The sequence below is a fragment of the Denitromonas halophila genome (genome assembly GCF_007625155.1).
In the GTDB taxonomy this organism is placed as follows: Bacteria; Pseudomonadota; Gammaproteobacteria; order Burkholderiales; family Rhodocyclaceae; genus Nitrogeniibacter; species Nitrogeniibacter halophilus.
Genome location: NZ_VMNK01000015.1, coordinates 186,622 through 202,303, shown reverse-complemented (window position 1 = coordinate 202,303; position 15,682 = coordinate 186,622). Strand labels below are relative to the sequence as shown.

The window sequence follows — 15,682 nt, the reverse complement described above, 5'->3', positions numbered from 1 at the left end:
CCCGCAGCCAGCACGGCGTTGACCGGGGTAGAACGTTTGCTCTACCCTAAAAGTAGATCAATCATTCTACCTGCGACATCGCCATGAGCCTCCAGCAAGACATCGCCTCGCGCCTCGAGCAGGCCTTCAGCCATCGCGGCTTCGCCGAGCCCAGCGTGGCCGAGCTCAAAACGGCCGCCGAAGTCAGCCTGCGCACCTTGTACCGTCACTTTCCGTCAAAAGAATCCATGGTCATCGGCGCGCTGGCCCACCGCCATGCGCGCTATCTCGATTTCCTGCGCGAGGGCCTGCCCGCCCCCGGCAAGGCCGCGCTCGTGCACCTTTTTCAGCGCCTCGGGCAGTGGATGAAAAACGACGCCCCTCACGGTTGCCTGTCGATGAGCGCCTTTGTCGCCTTCCCCGGCCATCCTGACATCGTCGATGCGGTCAGCCAGCACAAGCGCGACATGATCCAGCTCCTCGCCGAACTCAGCGGTCGGCCCGACGTGGCACCAGCCCTCTTCCTGCTCCACGAAGGCGCCTCGGCCGCCTGGCCCTTGATGGGCGAGCACGCCATTCACGCGGCGGAACACGCCGCACTTCAACTCACCGAAGGAAACCTCTCATGACCCCCCAAGCCACCACCATGCGCGGCATCCAACTCATCGGCCATGGGGACATGGACATGCTGAAGTTCAGCGCCGACCTGCCCGTGCCCACACCCGCCCCCGGCGAAGTGCTGATCCGCTCGACGTCGTCATCGACCTCGTCGCCGGCCCGCACTGGCCGCAATATCTCGAAGTGCTACGCCCCTGCGGCCGCTACGCCGTCTCCGGCGCCATCGCCGGCCCCATCGTCGAACTCGATGTGCGCACCCTCTACCTCAAAGACCTCAGCCTGTTGGGCTGCACCGTGCTCGGCCCCGACGTGTTCGCCGCGCTGATCCAACGGATCGAGCAAGGCCAAATCGCCCCGGTAGTCGCGCACCGCTTTCCGCTCGAGCAGATCGCCGAGGCGCAGCGTGTGTTTCTTGAGAAGAAGCATGTCGGGAAGATTGTGTTGAGCATTCGGGAGGATGCTCAATAGACCTGCGCGCGGGGTGATTCGAGAAGGCGTGAACGCATATCCGCAAACATTGCGATCGACCAGAAGCCCCCGGATGTAGGTAGGGCGGATCAGCGACGCGTCATCCGCCGAATGCCTCCGCACCAATCACCGAATGCGGCGGAAGGCGCTTCGCTTTTCCGCCCTACGCGGGCCCACCGCTACTTACCTGCTGCACGGCCGCGCTGCGCTATCACAAAGAAAAATACCGACCCCATAAGCATGAAGGCTGCGTCAGTGTAGTTCCCGAAAATCGGGACAAGGAGCATGTGAGCAAAAGCTAAGAGGGTGCGATGCGTCGACGGCGGGATTGGATGAAGCCAGCCTTCGACGGCGAGGGCAAGCGTAAGAACGGATACGCCGAATAAAACGGTGCTTCGACGAAACAATGGCCCTTCAGGCTGTGGCGTGCAGCCTTCGCCCGATCGGTCTTCAGTGCTCTGTCCCGCTTCGTTCGCCAATCGATCGTGCCGTTTGGAATCCGAACGATAACAACCATAGATGATGAGCAGTGGGACACCCACAAACAGGAAAACCACCGAAAGAAAAAATACTGATCCCATGACGTAAGGTTCATGCAACAGCCAAAATAAAATGTGTTTGGCATGTTACAACAGCGAGCGTAGGCTGGGCTGACGAAGGAAGTCCAGCGCTCGGCGTTCCACAATTGCACGGCTGAATGTTGGGCTTCGCTGCGCTCAACCCAACCTACATGACCCCGGCAACGACCGGACTGGGTCGAAAACTCGCGCGGGGACTCAACAGTCAATCAAGCGCTTCCCCGAACCCGCTTCGCAGCCGCCGGTCGGTGCTTCTCAATCGCCCTTGCCTAGCAAGCCCTTCAAGTTCGCAAACGGCGAGTGCGTGGCGACCGGGCCGCGGTCGGTTTGCATGCTGGTGCCGGCCTGGGCTTCGGCCTGGCGCTGGTGTTCGTTGTCGTGGCAATACACGCAGAGCAGCTCCCAGTTGCTGCCGTCGGAGGGGTTGTTGTCGTGATTGTGGTCGCGGTGGTGGACCGTTAGTTCACGCAGGTTGACGTGGGTGAAGCTGCGGGCGCAGCGGCCGCAGATCCAGGGGTAGATCTTGAGCGCGCGCTCGCGGTAGCCCTGGCTACGGGTGTCAGCGGCGCGGCGGGCATCGGCGACGATGCGGTCGAGTTTGCTGGGGTCGGGGGTCTTCATATCGGCACTCGAAACGGTTCGTTTGAATCATCCTGGAAACGGTAGTTGAACGCACCCGAGTGTGCGTCTGGCGGGCAGGCTGGCAAGGCGCGACGACGCACAGCCTGCCCGCTGTAAGGAGGAGCAACGCAGCCAGCGTGATCGCCAGACGTGCAATCGGGTGCGTAGCGTCTACGCCCACCAAATGATCAGGCTCGACGCCGGAATCGCTCGTTTTCGCCAATCTTTGCTTGCACGCACCAGCGGTCAACTGCCGTTTTCAGGATCATAGACCATCAACGTCGTACTGCCTCAATTTGTGGCGCCCCCTGCAACGCCAACGCGCGCCGGGCTTGTCTGACTTGCTCAGGCACTTATCCACAGTTTCTGTGGGCAAGTCCACGGCACTGGAATCGTGCCGCGCCACGTAATAGACTGCGCCGGCATTGTTGATAGTGAGGAAACACACCATGCGTAAATCCGGCGCGGGCGGGCTCGTCTATTCCACCGAAACCGGCCGCATGTGCCCGGACTGCCGCCAGCCAATGACAGACTGCCGCTGCAAAAGCGCCTCAGCCGTGCCAGCGGGCGACGGCATTGTGCGGGTGAGCCGCGAGACCAAGGGGCGCGGCGGCAAGGCGGTGACGGTAGTGCGCGGCGTAGCGTTGAACGCGATGGAACTGGCGGTGCTGGGCAAGAAGCTGCGCGCCGGTTGCGGCACCGGTGGCACGGTCAAGGACGGCGTGATCGAGGTGCAGGGCGATCACTGCGAGCGGGTAATCGAGGCGCTGAAGAAGGATGGCTTCACGGTCAAGCGCGCGGGCGGCTGACGTTCCACCGCCGCGCACGAATCATGATTTTCATGAGTCGCGCACGCCCCCCACACGGACGCGGCAGCGCCGAGGCGTCGGCACACTGAGGCCACTGACAGAAACCCTCACGGACCCACGCCATGCGCCAAGCTGCTTTCACTCCCCGCCCCCTGCTCCTTGCTCTGCTGCCCATCTTTACCGGCAGCGCGATGGCCGCCGACACGGCCACGGTCCTCAACCCGGTGGTGGTCACCGGTAGCCGCGCCGAGGCGGCGAGCTTTGATCTGCCTTACTCGATCGACGTGGTCGACAGCCGCACCATCGGCGAGGGCAAACTGGGCGTGAATGCCTCCGAGGCTTTGGCGGGCGTGCCCGGGCTGGTGATTCAGAACCGCAATAACTACGCGCAGGACTTGCAGATTTCGTCGCGCGGCTTCGGCACACGTGCGGCCTTCGGGGTGCGCGGCATCAAGCTGATCACCGACGGCATTCCGGCCAGCACGCCGGACGGTCAGGGCCAGGCGGCAACCTTCAACCTCGACACGGCCGAGCGCATCGAAGTGCTGCGCGGGCCCTTCTCCAGCGTGTATGGCGCGAGCTCCGGCGGCGTGATCCAGCTCTTCTCGCGTGACGGCAAGGGCGCGCCCAGCCTCAAAGCCGGCGTCACCGGCGGCTCGTGGGGTACCAGCAAGATCGAACTCGGCGCCGAGGGCGCGGTGGGCGACACCGGCTACATCCTCAACACCTCGCGCTTTGACAGCAACGGTTTCCGCGACCACAGCGCGGTCACCCGCGACCAGGTCTTCGGCAAGCTGAGCTTTGTGCCCGATGCCGACAGCACGCTCAAATTCACCGTCAGTTCGCTCAAACAGAATGGTACTCAAGACCCGCTCGGCCTCAAGTGGGCGACCTTCAAGGCCGACCCGAGCGCGGTCGAGAGCAACGCCACCACCTACAACACCCGTAAAAATATCGACCACATGCAAGGCGGCCTGCAGTACGCCCGCCAGTTCGGCGCCGGGCGGCTGGAGTTCAACGCCTACGCCGGCACCCGCAGCGTCACTCAGTATCTGTCCATCCCCAGCTTTGTGCAGGCGGCGCCGTCGCACTCCGGCGGCGTGGTCGACTTCGACCGCAGTTTCCACGGCTTTGGTGCGCGCTGGATTCACACGCTCAACGCCGGCCCCGGCGAGCTGACCCTGACCGGCGGGCTCGACTACGACTTTTCTGAAGACGACCGCAAGGGCTACGAAAACTTCATCGGCACCACGCTGGGCGTCAAAGGCAATCTGCGCCGTGACGAAATCAATACCGTCACCAGCCTCGACCCCTACGCGCAGGCGAGCTGGAAGCTCGGCGACGTGACGCTGCAGGCCGGTCTGCGCCACAGCCATGTGGAATACGAGGTCGACGACGCCTATCTGTCAAACGCCGACGGCAGCGGCGAGGTGAGCTATCGCAAGACCACCCCGGCCGTGGGCGTGCTGTGGGCCGTCACCCCGGCACTCAATCTCTACGCCAGCGCGGCGCGCGGCTTCGAGACGCCGACCGTCACCGAGATGTCCTACGCCAGCGCGGGCGGCGGTTTCAACTTTGACCTCAAGCCGGCGCGCAGCATTCAGTACGAACTGGGCGCCAAGGCCTTCCTGAGCGACGACACCCGCCTCAACGCAGCGATTTTCCAGATCCGCACCGACGACGAGCTGGTGGTGGCCAGCTCCTCCGGCGGGCGCACCGTGTACGCCAACGCCGCCAAAACCCTGCGCCAGGGCATGGAGATCGCGCTGGATTCGGAGTTTTCGGAGCAGTGGCGCGCCCGCTTGGCCGTGACCTGGCTGCGCGCCATCTATGACGGCGCCTTCACCAACGGCAGCAACAGCGTGGCCGACGGATCGCGCATGCCGGGCATTCCGGCCACCAGCGCCTTTGGCGAGATCGTGTGGCAGCCGCGCCAGGATCTGTCGGCCGCGCTGGAAACGCAGTACCGCAGCAAGGTGTATGTGGAAGACACCAACACCGAGCGCGCCGCGCCGGCCTACACCATTTTCAACCTGCGCCTGACGGCCGAACAGAAGATGGGCGCATGGAAGCTGACCGAGATGGTCCGCCTCGACAACCTGTTTGACCGCACTTACGTCGGCTCGGTCATCGTCGGCGACGGCAATGGCCGCTACTACGAACCGGGCAGCGGCTTTGGCTGGTTCGCCGGGGTGTCGGCACGCTACGCCTTCGACTGATCATCAGCGACGCAACGACGGCACAAGGCTCGCTTCGGCGGGCCTTTGCCATGTCGGCGGGCAACGCTGCTATCCATCACCCGCATCCGGCTCGCCACAGTTCACCAGGATAGCCCGTCGCACCGCATCGCGCAGCCGAAGCATGTCGTGCCAGCCCTCGCCCTGCGGCTCGATGGGCGCGCCGAGGGTGATCGACAGCGGGCCGCGCCGCGGGCGCCACGAGCCTGAGGGCAAAATCCGGCGGGAGCCGGCAATGGCCACCGGCACCACCGGCAGGCCCTGCTGCGTGGCAATCTGGAACGCCCCGAGGCGGAACCCGCGCAGCCCCGGGCTGCTGCCGAAAGTGCCCTCGGCAAAGAACAATAGGGGCGGCGCCTGGCGGGCGATCGCGCCCATGGTCTTGACGTCTTCCACGCCCTGACGCGAATCGAAGCGCGCCACGAAATGTGCGCCCATGCGCTCAAACAAGGGGCGCATCACGCGGTTGTGCTTGAACTCCCCTTTGGCCACGAAAGCCACCGGCATTGGCAGCGCAGCGCCCAGCACCAGCCCGTCGGCGTAGCTGGCATGGTTGGCGACAAACAGCACCGGGCCAGCGGGCAGGTGCTCAAGACCGGAGACGGTCATCGGGCAGGCACTGAGCCATTGAAACGCGCGCGCCAGCCAATGCGTCACCCGCCATCGTGCGCCGAGGCTGGGCAAGGTGAAGATGGCCAGCGCGGCCAGCGGCGCCAGCAACCAGAACACCGCCCACACCCAGGCACCGTAGCCCAGCTCACGCACCCGCCTGATCGTACCGGCAAGCCGCCCCGCCGCACTGGCGAGCTGCAGCCGCGCCACCTGCACCCAGGTGGGTCGGGTCGCGGTGCCCAGTGTGCCGTTCAGGTAGGCCTCGCGCACTGCGGCGCGCCGCAGCTTGCCGCTGGAGGTCTTGAGCACGGCATGCGGCGGCGCCAGCACCACCACATCGGGGGGGATGCCGATCTGCTCGACGGCGGCACCGGCAATGCGCTGCTCCAGTGCGGCGCGGCGCCCGGCATCGGCCTCCCGCGTCTCGGCGACCACCACCAGCCGCTCGTCCACCGCCTGCGTATCGACCACGCCGAACACCACCACGCAGCCCTTGCGCACGCCGTCCAGTTCGCCGACGAGCTGCTCCAGGTCGTAGGGATAGAAGTTACGCCCGCCGCGGATGATCAGGTCTTTCTCTCGGCCGGTGATGTACACCTCGCCATCGGCCAGGTAAGCGTAGTCGCCGGTCACCAGCCAGTCGCCGTCAAACAATCTGGCGCTGGCCGCCGGGTTGCGGTAGTAGCCGCGGGTGGCCGACGGACCGCTGAACTCGAGCCGGCCGACGCGCCGCTCGGGCAGCGCGCGACCCGCGCTGTCGACCACGCGCACGCGGTGCTCGGGCAAGGGCGGACCGCAGGCGACGAAGCGCAGCGCATCTGCGCCCTCGGCAACGGGTTCGGCCAGGCCCCGACTGCGCATCGCCTCGGACGCCACCCGATCGACACGTACCCCGCGCCCCGGCGGCGGCACGCACAACCCCACCGTCGCTTCGGCCAGGCCATAGACCGGCGCCAACGCCTCCGGGCGCAGGCCGTAGCGGGCGAAGGTCTGCGCGAAGCGGTCCAGCGTGTCGGCATTGACCGGCTCGGCGCCGTTGGCCGCGAGCCGCCAGGAGGACAGGTCCAGCCCGTCCAGCGTCTTGTCGGCGAGGCGCTTGACGCACAGCTCGAAGGCGAAATTGGGCGCCGCGGTGACCGTGCCGCGATGGCGGTGGATCGCCCACAGCCAGCGTTCGGGCCGGGCGAGAAAGTCCAGCGGCGACATTAGCACCAGCGGGCAGCCATGGTAGAGGCTGCCAAGCCAGGCGCCGATCAGGCCCATGTCGTGATACAGCGGCAGCCAGCTGACGGCCACATCGGTGGAACCCAGCCCGGTCGCCCGCCCCCAGGCCCGGATGTTGGCGAGCAGGTTGCGGTGGCTGAGCATGACGCCCTTGGGGTCGCCGGTCGAACCCGAGGTGTACTGGATCAGGGCGAGCGCGTCGTCCGCGGTCGGCGTCGGCGTCATGGACGGGCCATCGAGATCGGCCAGCGTCAGGACGGTGCGCAGGCTTGGCGACAAGCCGATCAGCATCCGCGCCAGCGGGCGGACCGTATCGAAGGTGATCAGCACCCGGGCTTCGCAGTTGCGCAAGATGCCGGCCTGACGATTCAGGTGATCCTCCAACTGCGCGGGTCGTGACGGCGGATACATCGGCACCGGCACGGCACCGGCCATCAGGATGCCGAAAAAACACCGAAAGAAGTCCGGCCCCGACGGCAGCATCAGCGCCACACAGGCGCCCGGCTGGACCCCAGCGGCGCTCAAGACGCCAGCAATACCGCGGGCCGCCTCGGCCAGCTGCGCGTAGCTCAGGGTCTCGGTGGCATCAGGCTGACGATAAAAGGTGACATGGGTACGCTCGGGATGGCGCCTCACATGCCAATCGAGCACGTCGACCAGACCCCGCGCCTCGTCGGGCAAGCCAGCCACATGCGCCGGCACCGCCAGCCGGGCGTCATCATGGGCGGTTGGCGAGGGCGTATAGCCCGCAACCGCCATGGCCGCAAGCACATCGCGCGGCGTGCGGGCGTTGCCCAGCACGTCGGACGGCAGCTGAACCGCAAACTCGCGCTCGACCCGCGCCAGCAACTCAACCCGCGCCAGGCTGTCGAGCCCCAGATCCCGGTCCAGCTGGCTGTCGAGTCCGGCATGAAGCCGGGCGCCGGGGCGCAACTCGCCAAGCACCGTATCGACCAGTTGCAGAAGCCGGTCGGCATCGTGCGGGTGTTCCAGTCCGGGCGTCTGTGCCATGTCGTCTCCGGAGGGTGGCCTTGGGTGACCCACCTTACCGCCGGCGCCCAAGACCGGGCAAGCCACGTCCGTTGCGACACAGCCCCCCAGCACGCGACACGGTCCGACCGATGCAGACGGTAGGCCGTGATGGCACTGACCACCTTGCCCACCGGGCACCTGCCCCATCGCGCAGCAACACTGTCCATTCGCTGTACAGCCCACGCGTCACCGCCCCGAATTCCGACGGCATGCGTGTTTCGCTGGAAGCCGCATCGGCGCGCGTTTTGCGCCCACTCCGCCTCGCCTTGAAGGCCTTGTGCGCCCCGCGGGCACGAAGATCGCGACCTATGACTTGCGCCGTGACGACGGTGGAGCACATCCGTCACAGGGAGGCGACTGCGCATCTGGCGCGGACATTCCATAAAGACCATGCATTGGAGACAAACACATGCAAAAAACGCTCATCGCCCGCGCCATCGGCGTGGCCCTCATCGCCGCGTCAGGCGGTGCCAGCGCTGTCAGCTTTACCGACGGCGACAAGACGCTGGACATCAACACCACGGTCAACGGTTTCTACGCCTTCCGCACCACTGAAGACGACCGCGGCAAGGTGAACAACTCGGGCATCACCAACGGCCTGCTGCCGGGCTGGATCAACTTCGTGTTCACCACCAAGGCCGAAGGACTGGACATCAAGGCGCACGTCGGCTTTGCCCCGGGCCTGAACAACGACTCCAGCGTGGTCGGTCTGCCGATCAGCAAGAGCGGAAGCGGCCGCCAGGACCCGTACTCGCAGATCGATACTCGCAACCTGTACTTCCAGTTCGGTAACGAGAACATGGGTACGGTCAAGATCGGTCGCGACATCGGTCTGTTCGCGCAGAAAGTCATTCTGTCCGACATGACCCTGCTTGGCCTGGGCGGCACCACCGGCGCCTCGATCCCGTACAACACCACCTTCGGCATGATCGCCCACGGCTACATGTACACCGGCTTCCAGCCGCAGATCACTTACACCACGCCGAATATGAGCGGCTTCTCGGCCTCGGTCGGCATCTTCCAGCCGAGCGACTTCATCGGCAGCGGCGAGACCTCCACACCGGGTCTGCAAGCCATCGCCAGCTACGACTGGACCGGCAGCAACCCGGGCTCGGTCTGGGGCGGCCTGATCCATCAGGACACCGATGAAGGTTTGAGCAACACCAACACCTTCAGTGCCCGTGGTTTCGAACTGGGCGCCAAGATGGCCTTTGGCCAATTCGAAGCACTGGCTTATGGCTTCAACGGCAAGGGCCTCGGCCTGTCGACCGTCGGCGCACTGTTCCATTCGCCCTACGGTGAAACCGACAGCTCGGGCTACTTCCTGCAAGGCACCTACAAGTTCGGCGCCACCAAGATCGGCCTGAACTACGGCGAGAACAAGGACAAGGGCGGCACGCTGACCGGCAGCAACAAGTTCCGTGGCACCACCCTGGGCATCTACCACACGCTCAACAAGTACATCACCCTGGTTGGCGAATTCAACCAGGAAAAGTCCAGCGGCCCCGACGCCATCAACTCGGGCGGCAACGGCGACCTGAAGACCCGCACCATCTCCCTCGGGGGCATCGTCTTTTTCTAGGAGCACGAAAAAGACAGTCTCCCTCGACTTGCGCGGCGCCTTCGGGCGCCGTTTTTTTTAACGGTAGAATCCGGTCACATCCCCCGGGAGGCGCCCATGCCCCGATTCGTCACCGCCCTCACCATCACACTGGCCCTGAACCTGACACCGGTCGCCCACGCCGAGGATATCGTCCATCAACGCCTCAACACCAGCGACTACGCGACCGCACGCATCGCCGTCACCGACGCCATCATCGACGAAGGCCTGCGCGTGGCCTCCGTCAGCAACTTTGGCGAGATGCTCGCACGCACCGACGCCGACCTGCACCATGGCGCCACGCCCTATCGCCACGCCGAAGTCTTCGCGTTCTGCAGCATTCAAGTCGCCGCGCTACTGGTCAACGAAGCGCCCGAACGCATTGCCTATTGCCCGCTCACCGTCGGCCTGTACCAACTCGAATCGCTTGAGGACGCGCACATCCATCTCGTTTTTCGCCCGCCCGGCGGACACTCACCCGGCGCCGACGCCGGCCGGGCCGTGCTGGAGCGCATCGCGCAGCGGGTGCGGGAGAATTTTCCGGCAAGGCGCTGAGTGGTCCAAGTGGCCGCCGCGCCTATCGCTCACGCGCCTTTGGATTCTGCACCAGAGTGAAATGACGAGAAGATGCAGGCGTGACCGGATCGCAGCGGCGCCATGTCACCGGCGCGTTGGCACCGTGGCGTGAGGCGACACGTTCGGCCTGGTGACGGAAAGCATCGAGCACCTGCTTGCGCAGGCTTTCTTCATCCCAAGGCTTGGTGAAGAACTTGTAGATCTCGCCACGGCTCACGGCCTTGTGCAGATGTTCGATATCACCATAGCCTGAGAGCACGATGCGCAGCGTGTGGGGGTACCGGACACCTACCCGTTTGAGCAGTTCGGCACCGTCCATTTCTGGCATGCGCTGATCCGTCATGATGACCTGCACCTCGTTGCAAGCGAGCAGCGCCAGCGCCTCGCGGGCGCTCTTGGCGGTCAGCACGCGATAACCCTGCCCATCCAGCGCAATGGTCATCATGGCCAATACGGCGGGCTCGTCGTCGACGATGAGCAAGGTACGCTCCAGCTCCGGCGCCACCGACTGCGCCAGCTCCTTTCCGCTGGCAAGCAACACGGCAAAGGCCGAGGGCGGAATCGGTGGGCTGTAGTAGTAACCCTGAATCTCGTCGCAATCATGGCGGCTGAGAAACGCGAGTTGCTCTTCGGTCTCGACGCCTTCGGCGATGACGCGCAACCCCATCCGGTGAGCCAGAGCGATCACTGACGTGGAGATCGCCTCGGAGGCCGCGTCGGTGACGATCTGCTTGATGAAGCTGCGATCGATCTTGAGCTGGTCGACCGGGAACTGGCTGAGATAAGCGAGACTGGAATAGCCGGTGCCGAAATCGTCGATTGACAGACGCAGACCGAGCGCCTTGAGGCGGTACAACACTTCGTTGGCCTGCGCCGGGTTCTCCATCAACGCGCTCTCGGTCAGCTCCAGCTCGAGCTGCGACGGCGGCAGGCCGGTGTCGCGCAGAATCTCGGCCACGATTTCAACCAGATTGGGCTGACGCAGCTGGTTTGCGGAGAGGTTGACCGCCACCACAATGGGTGGCAATCCCGCATCAAGCCAGGCTTTGTTCTGCCGGCACGCCTGACGCAAGGCCCACGCGCCCAGATGCTGGATCAGGCCGCTTTCTTCGGCGATGGGGATGAACCGCGCTGGCGACACCGGTTCGCGGGTGAGCGGATGGGTCCACCGGGCCAGCGCCTCGACGCCAACGATGCGACCGGTAAGCAGATCCACCTTGGGCTGGTAGTGCAGTTCGAGTCCGCTCGATTCGAGCGAATCGCGCAGCGCCCCTTCCAGCGCCTGTCGCTCCTGAGCGTCCTGATCGAGCGCATCGGTGCACAGACACGCGCCGAGACCGTGGCGCTCGGCATGATGCAGGGCAATGGTGGCCTTGCGCAGCAGCACATCGAGATGCGCTCCGTCATTGGGCATCAGGCTGATACCGGCGTTGATGATCGGCTGCAGACGCTCTCCCTGGATGACAACCGGCAGATTCAGCGTTTCAATGATGCGCGTGACCTTGTCGTGCAAGGCATCGCGCAGGACGAGGTCGGGCGACATCACGACAAACTCTGTCCCGCCGTGACGCGATACTGTGTCGTCCACATCCACGCAGTCGCCGAGCCGTTGGGCAATCACCTTGAGCAACTGATCGCCCACATCGCGACCCAGACTGTCATTGATGCGCTTGAATCGACCAATACCAATGGTGACGAAGCCGATCATCGTGCCCTTGCGCTCGGCCTCGGCAAAACGCTCGGCGAGCAGGCTGCGGTTGGGCAGGCCGGTCAGTTCGTCGTAAGCCGACAGGAAGTTGAGTCGCTCTTCGATACGCCGGCGTTCGCTGATGTCGCTCTGAATGCTGATGAAGTGGGTGATGCGCCCGGTGGCATCGCGAACCGGGCTGAGAATCGTCGAGGCCCAATACAGCTCGCTGTTCTTGCGCTGATTGATCATCTCCCCTTCCCACACCCTGCCCTGAAGCACGGCGTCCCACATCTGGCGGTACAGCGCCGCGGGGGTACGCCCCGAGCGCCAGAAACCGGCCTTTCGGCCGAGGGTCTCGTCCTGCGTATAGCCGGTAATGGCGGTGAACGGTGTGTTCGCGTATTCGATGACGCCATTGGCATCGGTAATGATCATTGCGCTGGCGCTTTGCTCGATCAGGGCATTGAGCTTGCGCAATGCCTCGGTGTCGCGCTCTCGTTGGAGCCGATCGTCCTGCAGCGTCTGTCGCATGCGCTCGAAGGCTTGCCCGAGCCGACCGAACTCGTCCTGCCGCTGGGCGGGCAACGCCTGGCTCAAGTCCCCCCCGGCGATGGTTGCCGCCGCCGACTCGAGCGTCCGCAGCGGACGCAGCACACGATGCCGCACCCCCTGCACTGCCAGACCGAACAAAAGCGCCATTGCCAGAAACAGCACCACCAGCAAGCCCCGGGTAGTCACGGCGTGACGACGCAGCTCGGCGATATCCGAATCAAACTGCGCGCTCAGCGCAGAGGACAGCCCGAGGATGGAATCAACCCCCGATGAGGCTTCGCGGTACCACTGTTCAGCATCGACCGGATACGGTTCGCCCGCCAGACTGCTGGCCAGAATCTGTTCGCGCAGGGCCTCGTAGCGCCCCAGATAATTGACCTCGAAGGCAACACGCGCCGGCACCAGATCGGGCGTGACCGGCAAATGCGACAGAATCACCTCCGCCCGATGTCTCGCCCGATCGGCGACGACCCGTTGATCCTCCAGCACGCGCCATGTGTACGCGCTCAGCCGCGTATTCCGGGCAATGGCAACGCCGATGGCCGCCCGCTCGCGCCCGGCGTATTCACTGAGCGTAAACAGCACATCCTTGATCACCAGCGCCGAGGCCAGTGTGTAACGATTGTCTCGCAATGGCTGCATGCTGATCGCCGCCAGATCCTGCAAACCACCAATGCGCTCGGTCACCAGGTCGATCCAGCGCTCAGCGTCAAGCCCCCTGTCCTCGCCGTTCACCAAGGCATCGACATCGGCGCGCAAGGATTCCATGCCACTGCGGCTTTGCCGCATTTCCCGCAATTTCGAAAACAAGGGATGGGCAATGTCGCGATGAGCGAGGGTGTCCGCGACGGCACTCAATTGCACATGAAAGACATCGACCTCCGCACGCGTCCGACGCATCTCGGCCAGCATCGACGCTTTGGCATCAGCCGGATTGGCCAGGATGGCCGCGGTGATTCCCCGCTCCATCGCCAGACTGGCGCTGGCCTTCTGCGCCATATCGGTGAGCCGGTTGGCATCATGAATCCACTCGACCGCCTGTAGTTTGGCGCGACTATCGTCCAGCTGCCAATACCCGGCGCCGACCGACAACAGCGCGACCAGACAGGCCATCACATAGAACGAACGTCGTAGTGTCATCAGCGTAGCGCTCGCAGACGAAGCCCCGCCTGCCCCAGCCAAAACAACCGATACCTGGACGATGAAAACATCGCGACTCCCCCCGACAAAAAGGCACTGGTGCTGTCGCACACGGCCAAACATCTCTTCGTCGCGCCAACCGATTGGTATGCATTCCGATCGGTTCGATGGCAAGAAACGCCATATTCATCGCTACAATTAAAGGCTAACAGGAAAGACTGATGAAGCATCTTGACCAACCTCAACACCGTCCATCGTAGCGCTTGCGCCATGACCCAGACGCTCAAAGTCGAAAGACGCGCACCGCACTCAAAGTGCCTTCGGCCAGCACCTGAAGCTGGGCGGCCGTGGCATGCGCTTGCTGAGTCGATGCACTGTTCTCCTCCGACATCTGCGCGATACGCTCGACGTTGGCGGCGATCTCGTTGCTGGCCACGCTCTGCTCACGCAAGGCGCTGGAAATCTCGTTGACTGCGGCCACTGCCCGTTGCGTCCCCCCGCTGATCGCCTGCATCGACTCGCCTGCCCGCGAGGCCAGAGCAACCCCTTCGCCAACGCGCGTCACCGCCCGCTCCATGGTGTTCACCGCCGCCCCCGAGCTGGACTGCATGGTGGTGATCATGTCGCTGATTTCGGTCGTCGCCTTGGCGGTACGCTCGGCAAGTTTGCGCACCTCATCGGCCACCACCGCAAAGCCGCGCCCCTGTTCGCCGGCGCGCGCGGCTTCGATGGCGGCATTGAGCGCCAGCAGGTTGGTCTGCTCGGCCACTTCCCGTATGACCTGCACCACATGAGAAATTCGCTGAGAGCTGTCACCCACCGCCTCGATAGTGCGTGCCGCATCGGCCACCGTATCGGCAATGCCTTGCATCTCGGCCACGGTGCGGGCGATCACATCGCCGCCCGCATGAGACAGCGTGCCGGCGTCGCGGGTCACCTGCCGGGCATCGCCCGCGCTGTCGGTCACCTGGTTGATGCTCACGGTCATCTGTTCGACAGCGCTGGCCATGCTCGAAGCCGCATCGCTCTGGTTGGCCGAGCTACTGGCGATCTGCGCCGACGCGGCCGCCAGCTGCTCCGCGGCGCTGGCCACGCCGTTAGCGTTCTCGGTGAGTTCGCCGATCATATGGCGCAGATTGCCCTGCATGCCGTGCAAAGCAGCAAGCAGGCTGCGACTGTCTCCAGCCCTGACCGCGATGGCTGCGCTCAGATCGCCACGCGCGATGGTTTCCACCGCTACCCGAGCCTCGTCCGGCTCACCGCCAAGTGGCCGCGTCACCGACAGGACGATCCAGCGTGTTAAACCCAGCGCCACCAACACCGCCAGCCCCAAAAACATCAAGAGCTGGGTGCGCGCGCTGGCATAACTTGCCTTGGCCGTCTCCCCGCTCTGTACAAGAATTTCACCCTGCAGATCAATCAGGCGAGCCACCGAGGCAAGCAGGGCATCGAGCGCCGGCACGGTCTCAGCCGCCATACGACGGGAGGCCGCGTCGCGCGCGCCCGCCTCAAGTTGCTTGGACACCTCGACAAAGGAATCCACATAGATTTTGCGCTTGCTGCGGATCTCGCCAAGCATCGCCTTGCCCGCGGGCAGGTAGAGCAACTGGTCGAGCTGTTCGATCAACTGGGTAATCGCCTTGACGTTGGCGGCGATGCGCTGGCGAACCGGCGCCGGGTCGGTCGTATGAAAGAGCAGGAAGGTCTCCCGCGTGTTGGCATTCATCAAGTCAATGGTGTCGTTGGCCAGTTCGGTCTTCTGCCAGTCGACCTCAACAATGCGTTCGACCATCGCCTCGACCGAGGCGAGCCGGTTGAGCCCCAACACGATAGCCAGCACAAGCAAACCCAGCAGCGCCCCGAAGCCCAGCGTCAACCGCAACCCGATAGTGAGTCGTCCAAACATGATGATTGTCCCCAGCAACAAGCGGACCGTGTCAGGGCAA

The 15,682-nt window shown here is 64.4% G+C and carries 10 protein-coding genes and 1 pseudogene; 6 read left to right on the top strand and 5 right to left on the bottom strand.

The annotated features are described in order from the left end of the window. The first annotated feature begins 83 nt into the window (after window positions 1–83). Both FHP91_RS15410 and FHP91_RS15405 read left to right on the top strand, forming a co-directional pair. On the top strand, window positions 84–608 hold the full coding sequence (locus FHP91_RS15410; RefSeq protein ID WP_144310431.1) for a TetR/AcrR family transcriptional regulator: 525 nt from the start codon (window positions 84–86) through the stop codon (window positions 606–608). A 118-nt stretch (window positions 609–726) separates the two neighbouring features. Continuing rightward, window positions 727–1,065: pseudogene (locus FHP91_RS15405) on the top strand (zinc-binding dehydrogenase); the annotation flags it as partial. Window positions 1,066–1,244: 179 nt separating this feature from the next. On the opposite strand, the gene FHP91_RS15400 reads toward FHP91_RS15405, so the two are convergent. Both FHP91_RS15400 and FHP91_RS15395 read right to left on the bottom strand, forming a co-directional pair. Beyond that, window positions 1,245–1,646, bottom strand: a complete 402-nt coding sequence (locus FHP91_RS15400) for a hypothetical protein (RefSeq protein WP_144310429.1) — start codon at window positions 1,644–1,646, stop codon at window positions 1,245–1,247. A 252-nt stretch (window positions 1,647–1,898) separates the two neighbouring features. Continuing rightward, the gene (locus FHP91_RS15395; protein WP_144310428.1) at window positions 1,899–2,264 is read right to left on the bottom strand and encodes a YajD family HNH nuclease; all 366 of its coding nucleotides are present in this window, start codon (window positions 2,262–2,264) and stop codon (window positions 1,899–1,901) included. A 449-nt stretch (window positions 2,265–2,713) separates the two neighbouring features. On the opposite strand from FHP91_RS15395, the gene FHP91_RS15390 reads away from it, so the two are divergent. Continuing rightward, window positions 2,714–3,073, top strand: a complete 360-nt coding sequence (locus FHP91_RS15390; protein WP_144310427.1) for a translation initiation factor Sui1 — start codon at window positions 2,714–2,716, stop codon at window positions 3,071–3,073. 122 nt (window positions 3,074–3,195) lie between these two features. Further along, window positions 3,196–5,292: a TonB-dependent receptor family protein gene (locus tag FHP91_RS15385; RefSeq protein WP_144310426.1), complete on the top strand. Its 2,097-nt coding sequence runs from the start codon at window positions 3,196–3,198 to the stop codon at window positions 5,290–5,292. Between the two features lie 69 nt (window positions 5,293–5,361). Here the strand turns inward: FHP91_RS15385 and FHP91_RS15380 are convergent, their stop codons facing one another. After that, window positions 5,362–8,157, bottom strand: coding sequence for an AMP-binding protein (locus FHP91_RS15380; protein WP_144310425.1), 2,796 nt, complete (start codon window positions 8,155–8,157; stop codon window positions 5,362–5,364). A 430-nt stretch (window positions 8,158–8,587) separates the two neighbouring features. On the opposite strand from FHP91_RS15380, the gene FHP91_RS15375 reads away from it, so the two are divergent. Beyond that, window positions 8,588–9,760 carry a porin gene (locus tag FHP91_RS15375; RefSeq protein ID WP_144310424.1) on the top strand — a complete coding sequence of 391 codons (1,173 nt, stop codon included), beginning with the start codon at window positions 8,588–8,590 and terminating at the stop codon, window positions 9,758–9,760. 96 nt (window positions 9,761–9,856) lie between these two features. Continuing rightward, the gene (locus FHP91_RS15370) at window positions 9,857–10,333 is read left to right on the top strand and encodes a DUF302 domain-containing protein (protein ID WP_144310423.1); all 477 of its coding nucleotides are present in this window, start codon (window positions 9,857–9,859) and stop codon (window positions 10,331–10,333) included. Between the two features lie 22 nt (window positions 10,334–10,355). Here FHP91_RS15370 and FHP91_RS15365 read toward each other — a convergent pair whose 3' ends face one another. Next, window positions 10,356–13,736, bottom strand: a complete 3,381-nt coding sequence (locus FHP91_RS15365; RefSeq protein ID WP_186301577.1) for an EAL domain-containing protein — start codon at window positions 13,734–13,736, stop codon at window positions 10,356–10,358. A gap of 283 nt (window positions 13,737–14,019) precedes the next feature. Next, the gene (locus tag FHP91_RS15360) at window positions 14,020–15,642 is read right to left on the bottom strand and encodes a methyl-accepting chemotaxis protein (RefSeq protein WP_144310421.1); all 1,623 of its coding nucleotides are present in this window, start codon (window positions 15,640–15,642) and stop codon (window positions 14,020–14,022) included. Between the last annotated feature and the right edge of the window lie 40 nt (window positions 15,643–15,682).

Excerpts from the sequence above, each read along its gene's own strand:
- FHP91_RS15410 (WP_144310431.1), top strand. The coding sequence starts at position 84 with ATGAGCCTCCAGCAAGACATCGCCTCGCGCCTCGAGCAGGCCTTCAGC.
- FHP91_RS15400 (WP_144310429.1), bottom strand. The coding sequence starts at position 1,646 with ATGGGATCAGTATTTTTTCTTTCGGTGGTTTTCCTGTTTGTGGGTGTC.
- FHP91_RS15395 (WP_144310428.1), bottom strand. The coding sequence starts at position 2,264 with ATGAAGACCCCCGACCCCAGCAAACTCGACCGCATCGTCGCCGATGCC.
- FHP91_RS15390 (WP_144310427.1), top strand. The coding sequence starts at position 2,714 with ATGCGTAAATCCGGCGCGGGCGGGCTCGTCTATTCCACCGAAACCGGC.
- FHP91_RS15385 (WP_144310426.1), top strand. The coding sequence starts at position 3,196 with ATGCGCCAAGCTGCTTTCACTCCCCGCCCCCTGCTCCTTGCTCTGCTG.
- FHP91_RS15380 (WP_144310425.1), bottom strand. The coding sequence starts at position 8,157 with ATGGCACAGACGCCCGGACTGGAACACCCGCACGATGCCGACCGGCTT.
- FHP91_RS15375 (WP_144310424.1), top strand. The coding sequence starts at position 8,588 with ATGCAAAAAACGCTCATCGCCCGCGCCATCGGCGTGGCCCTCATCGCC.
- FHP91_RS15370 (WP_144310423.1), top strand. The coding sequence starts at position 9,857 with ATGCCCCGATTCGTCACCGCCCTCACCATCACACTGGCCCTGAACCTG.
- FHP91_RS15365 (WP_186301577.1), bottom strand. The coding sequence starts at position 13,736 with ATGACACTACGACGTTCGTTCTATGTGATGGCCTGTCTGGTCGCGCTG.
- FHP91_RS15360 (WP_144310421.1), bottom strand. The coding sequence starts at position 15,642 with ATGTTTGGACGACTCACTATCGGGTTGCGGTTGACGCTGGGCTTCGGG.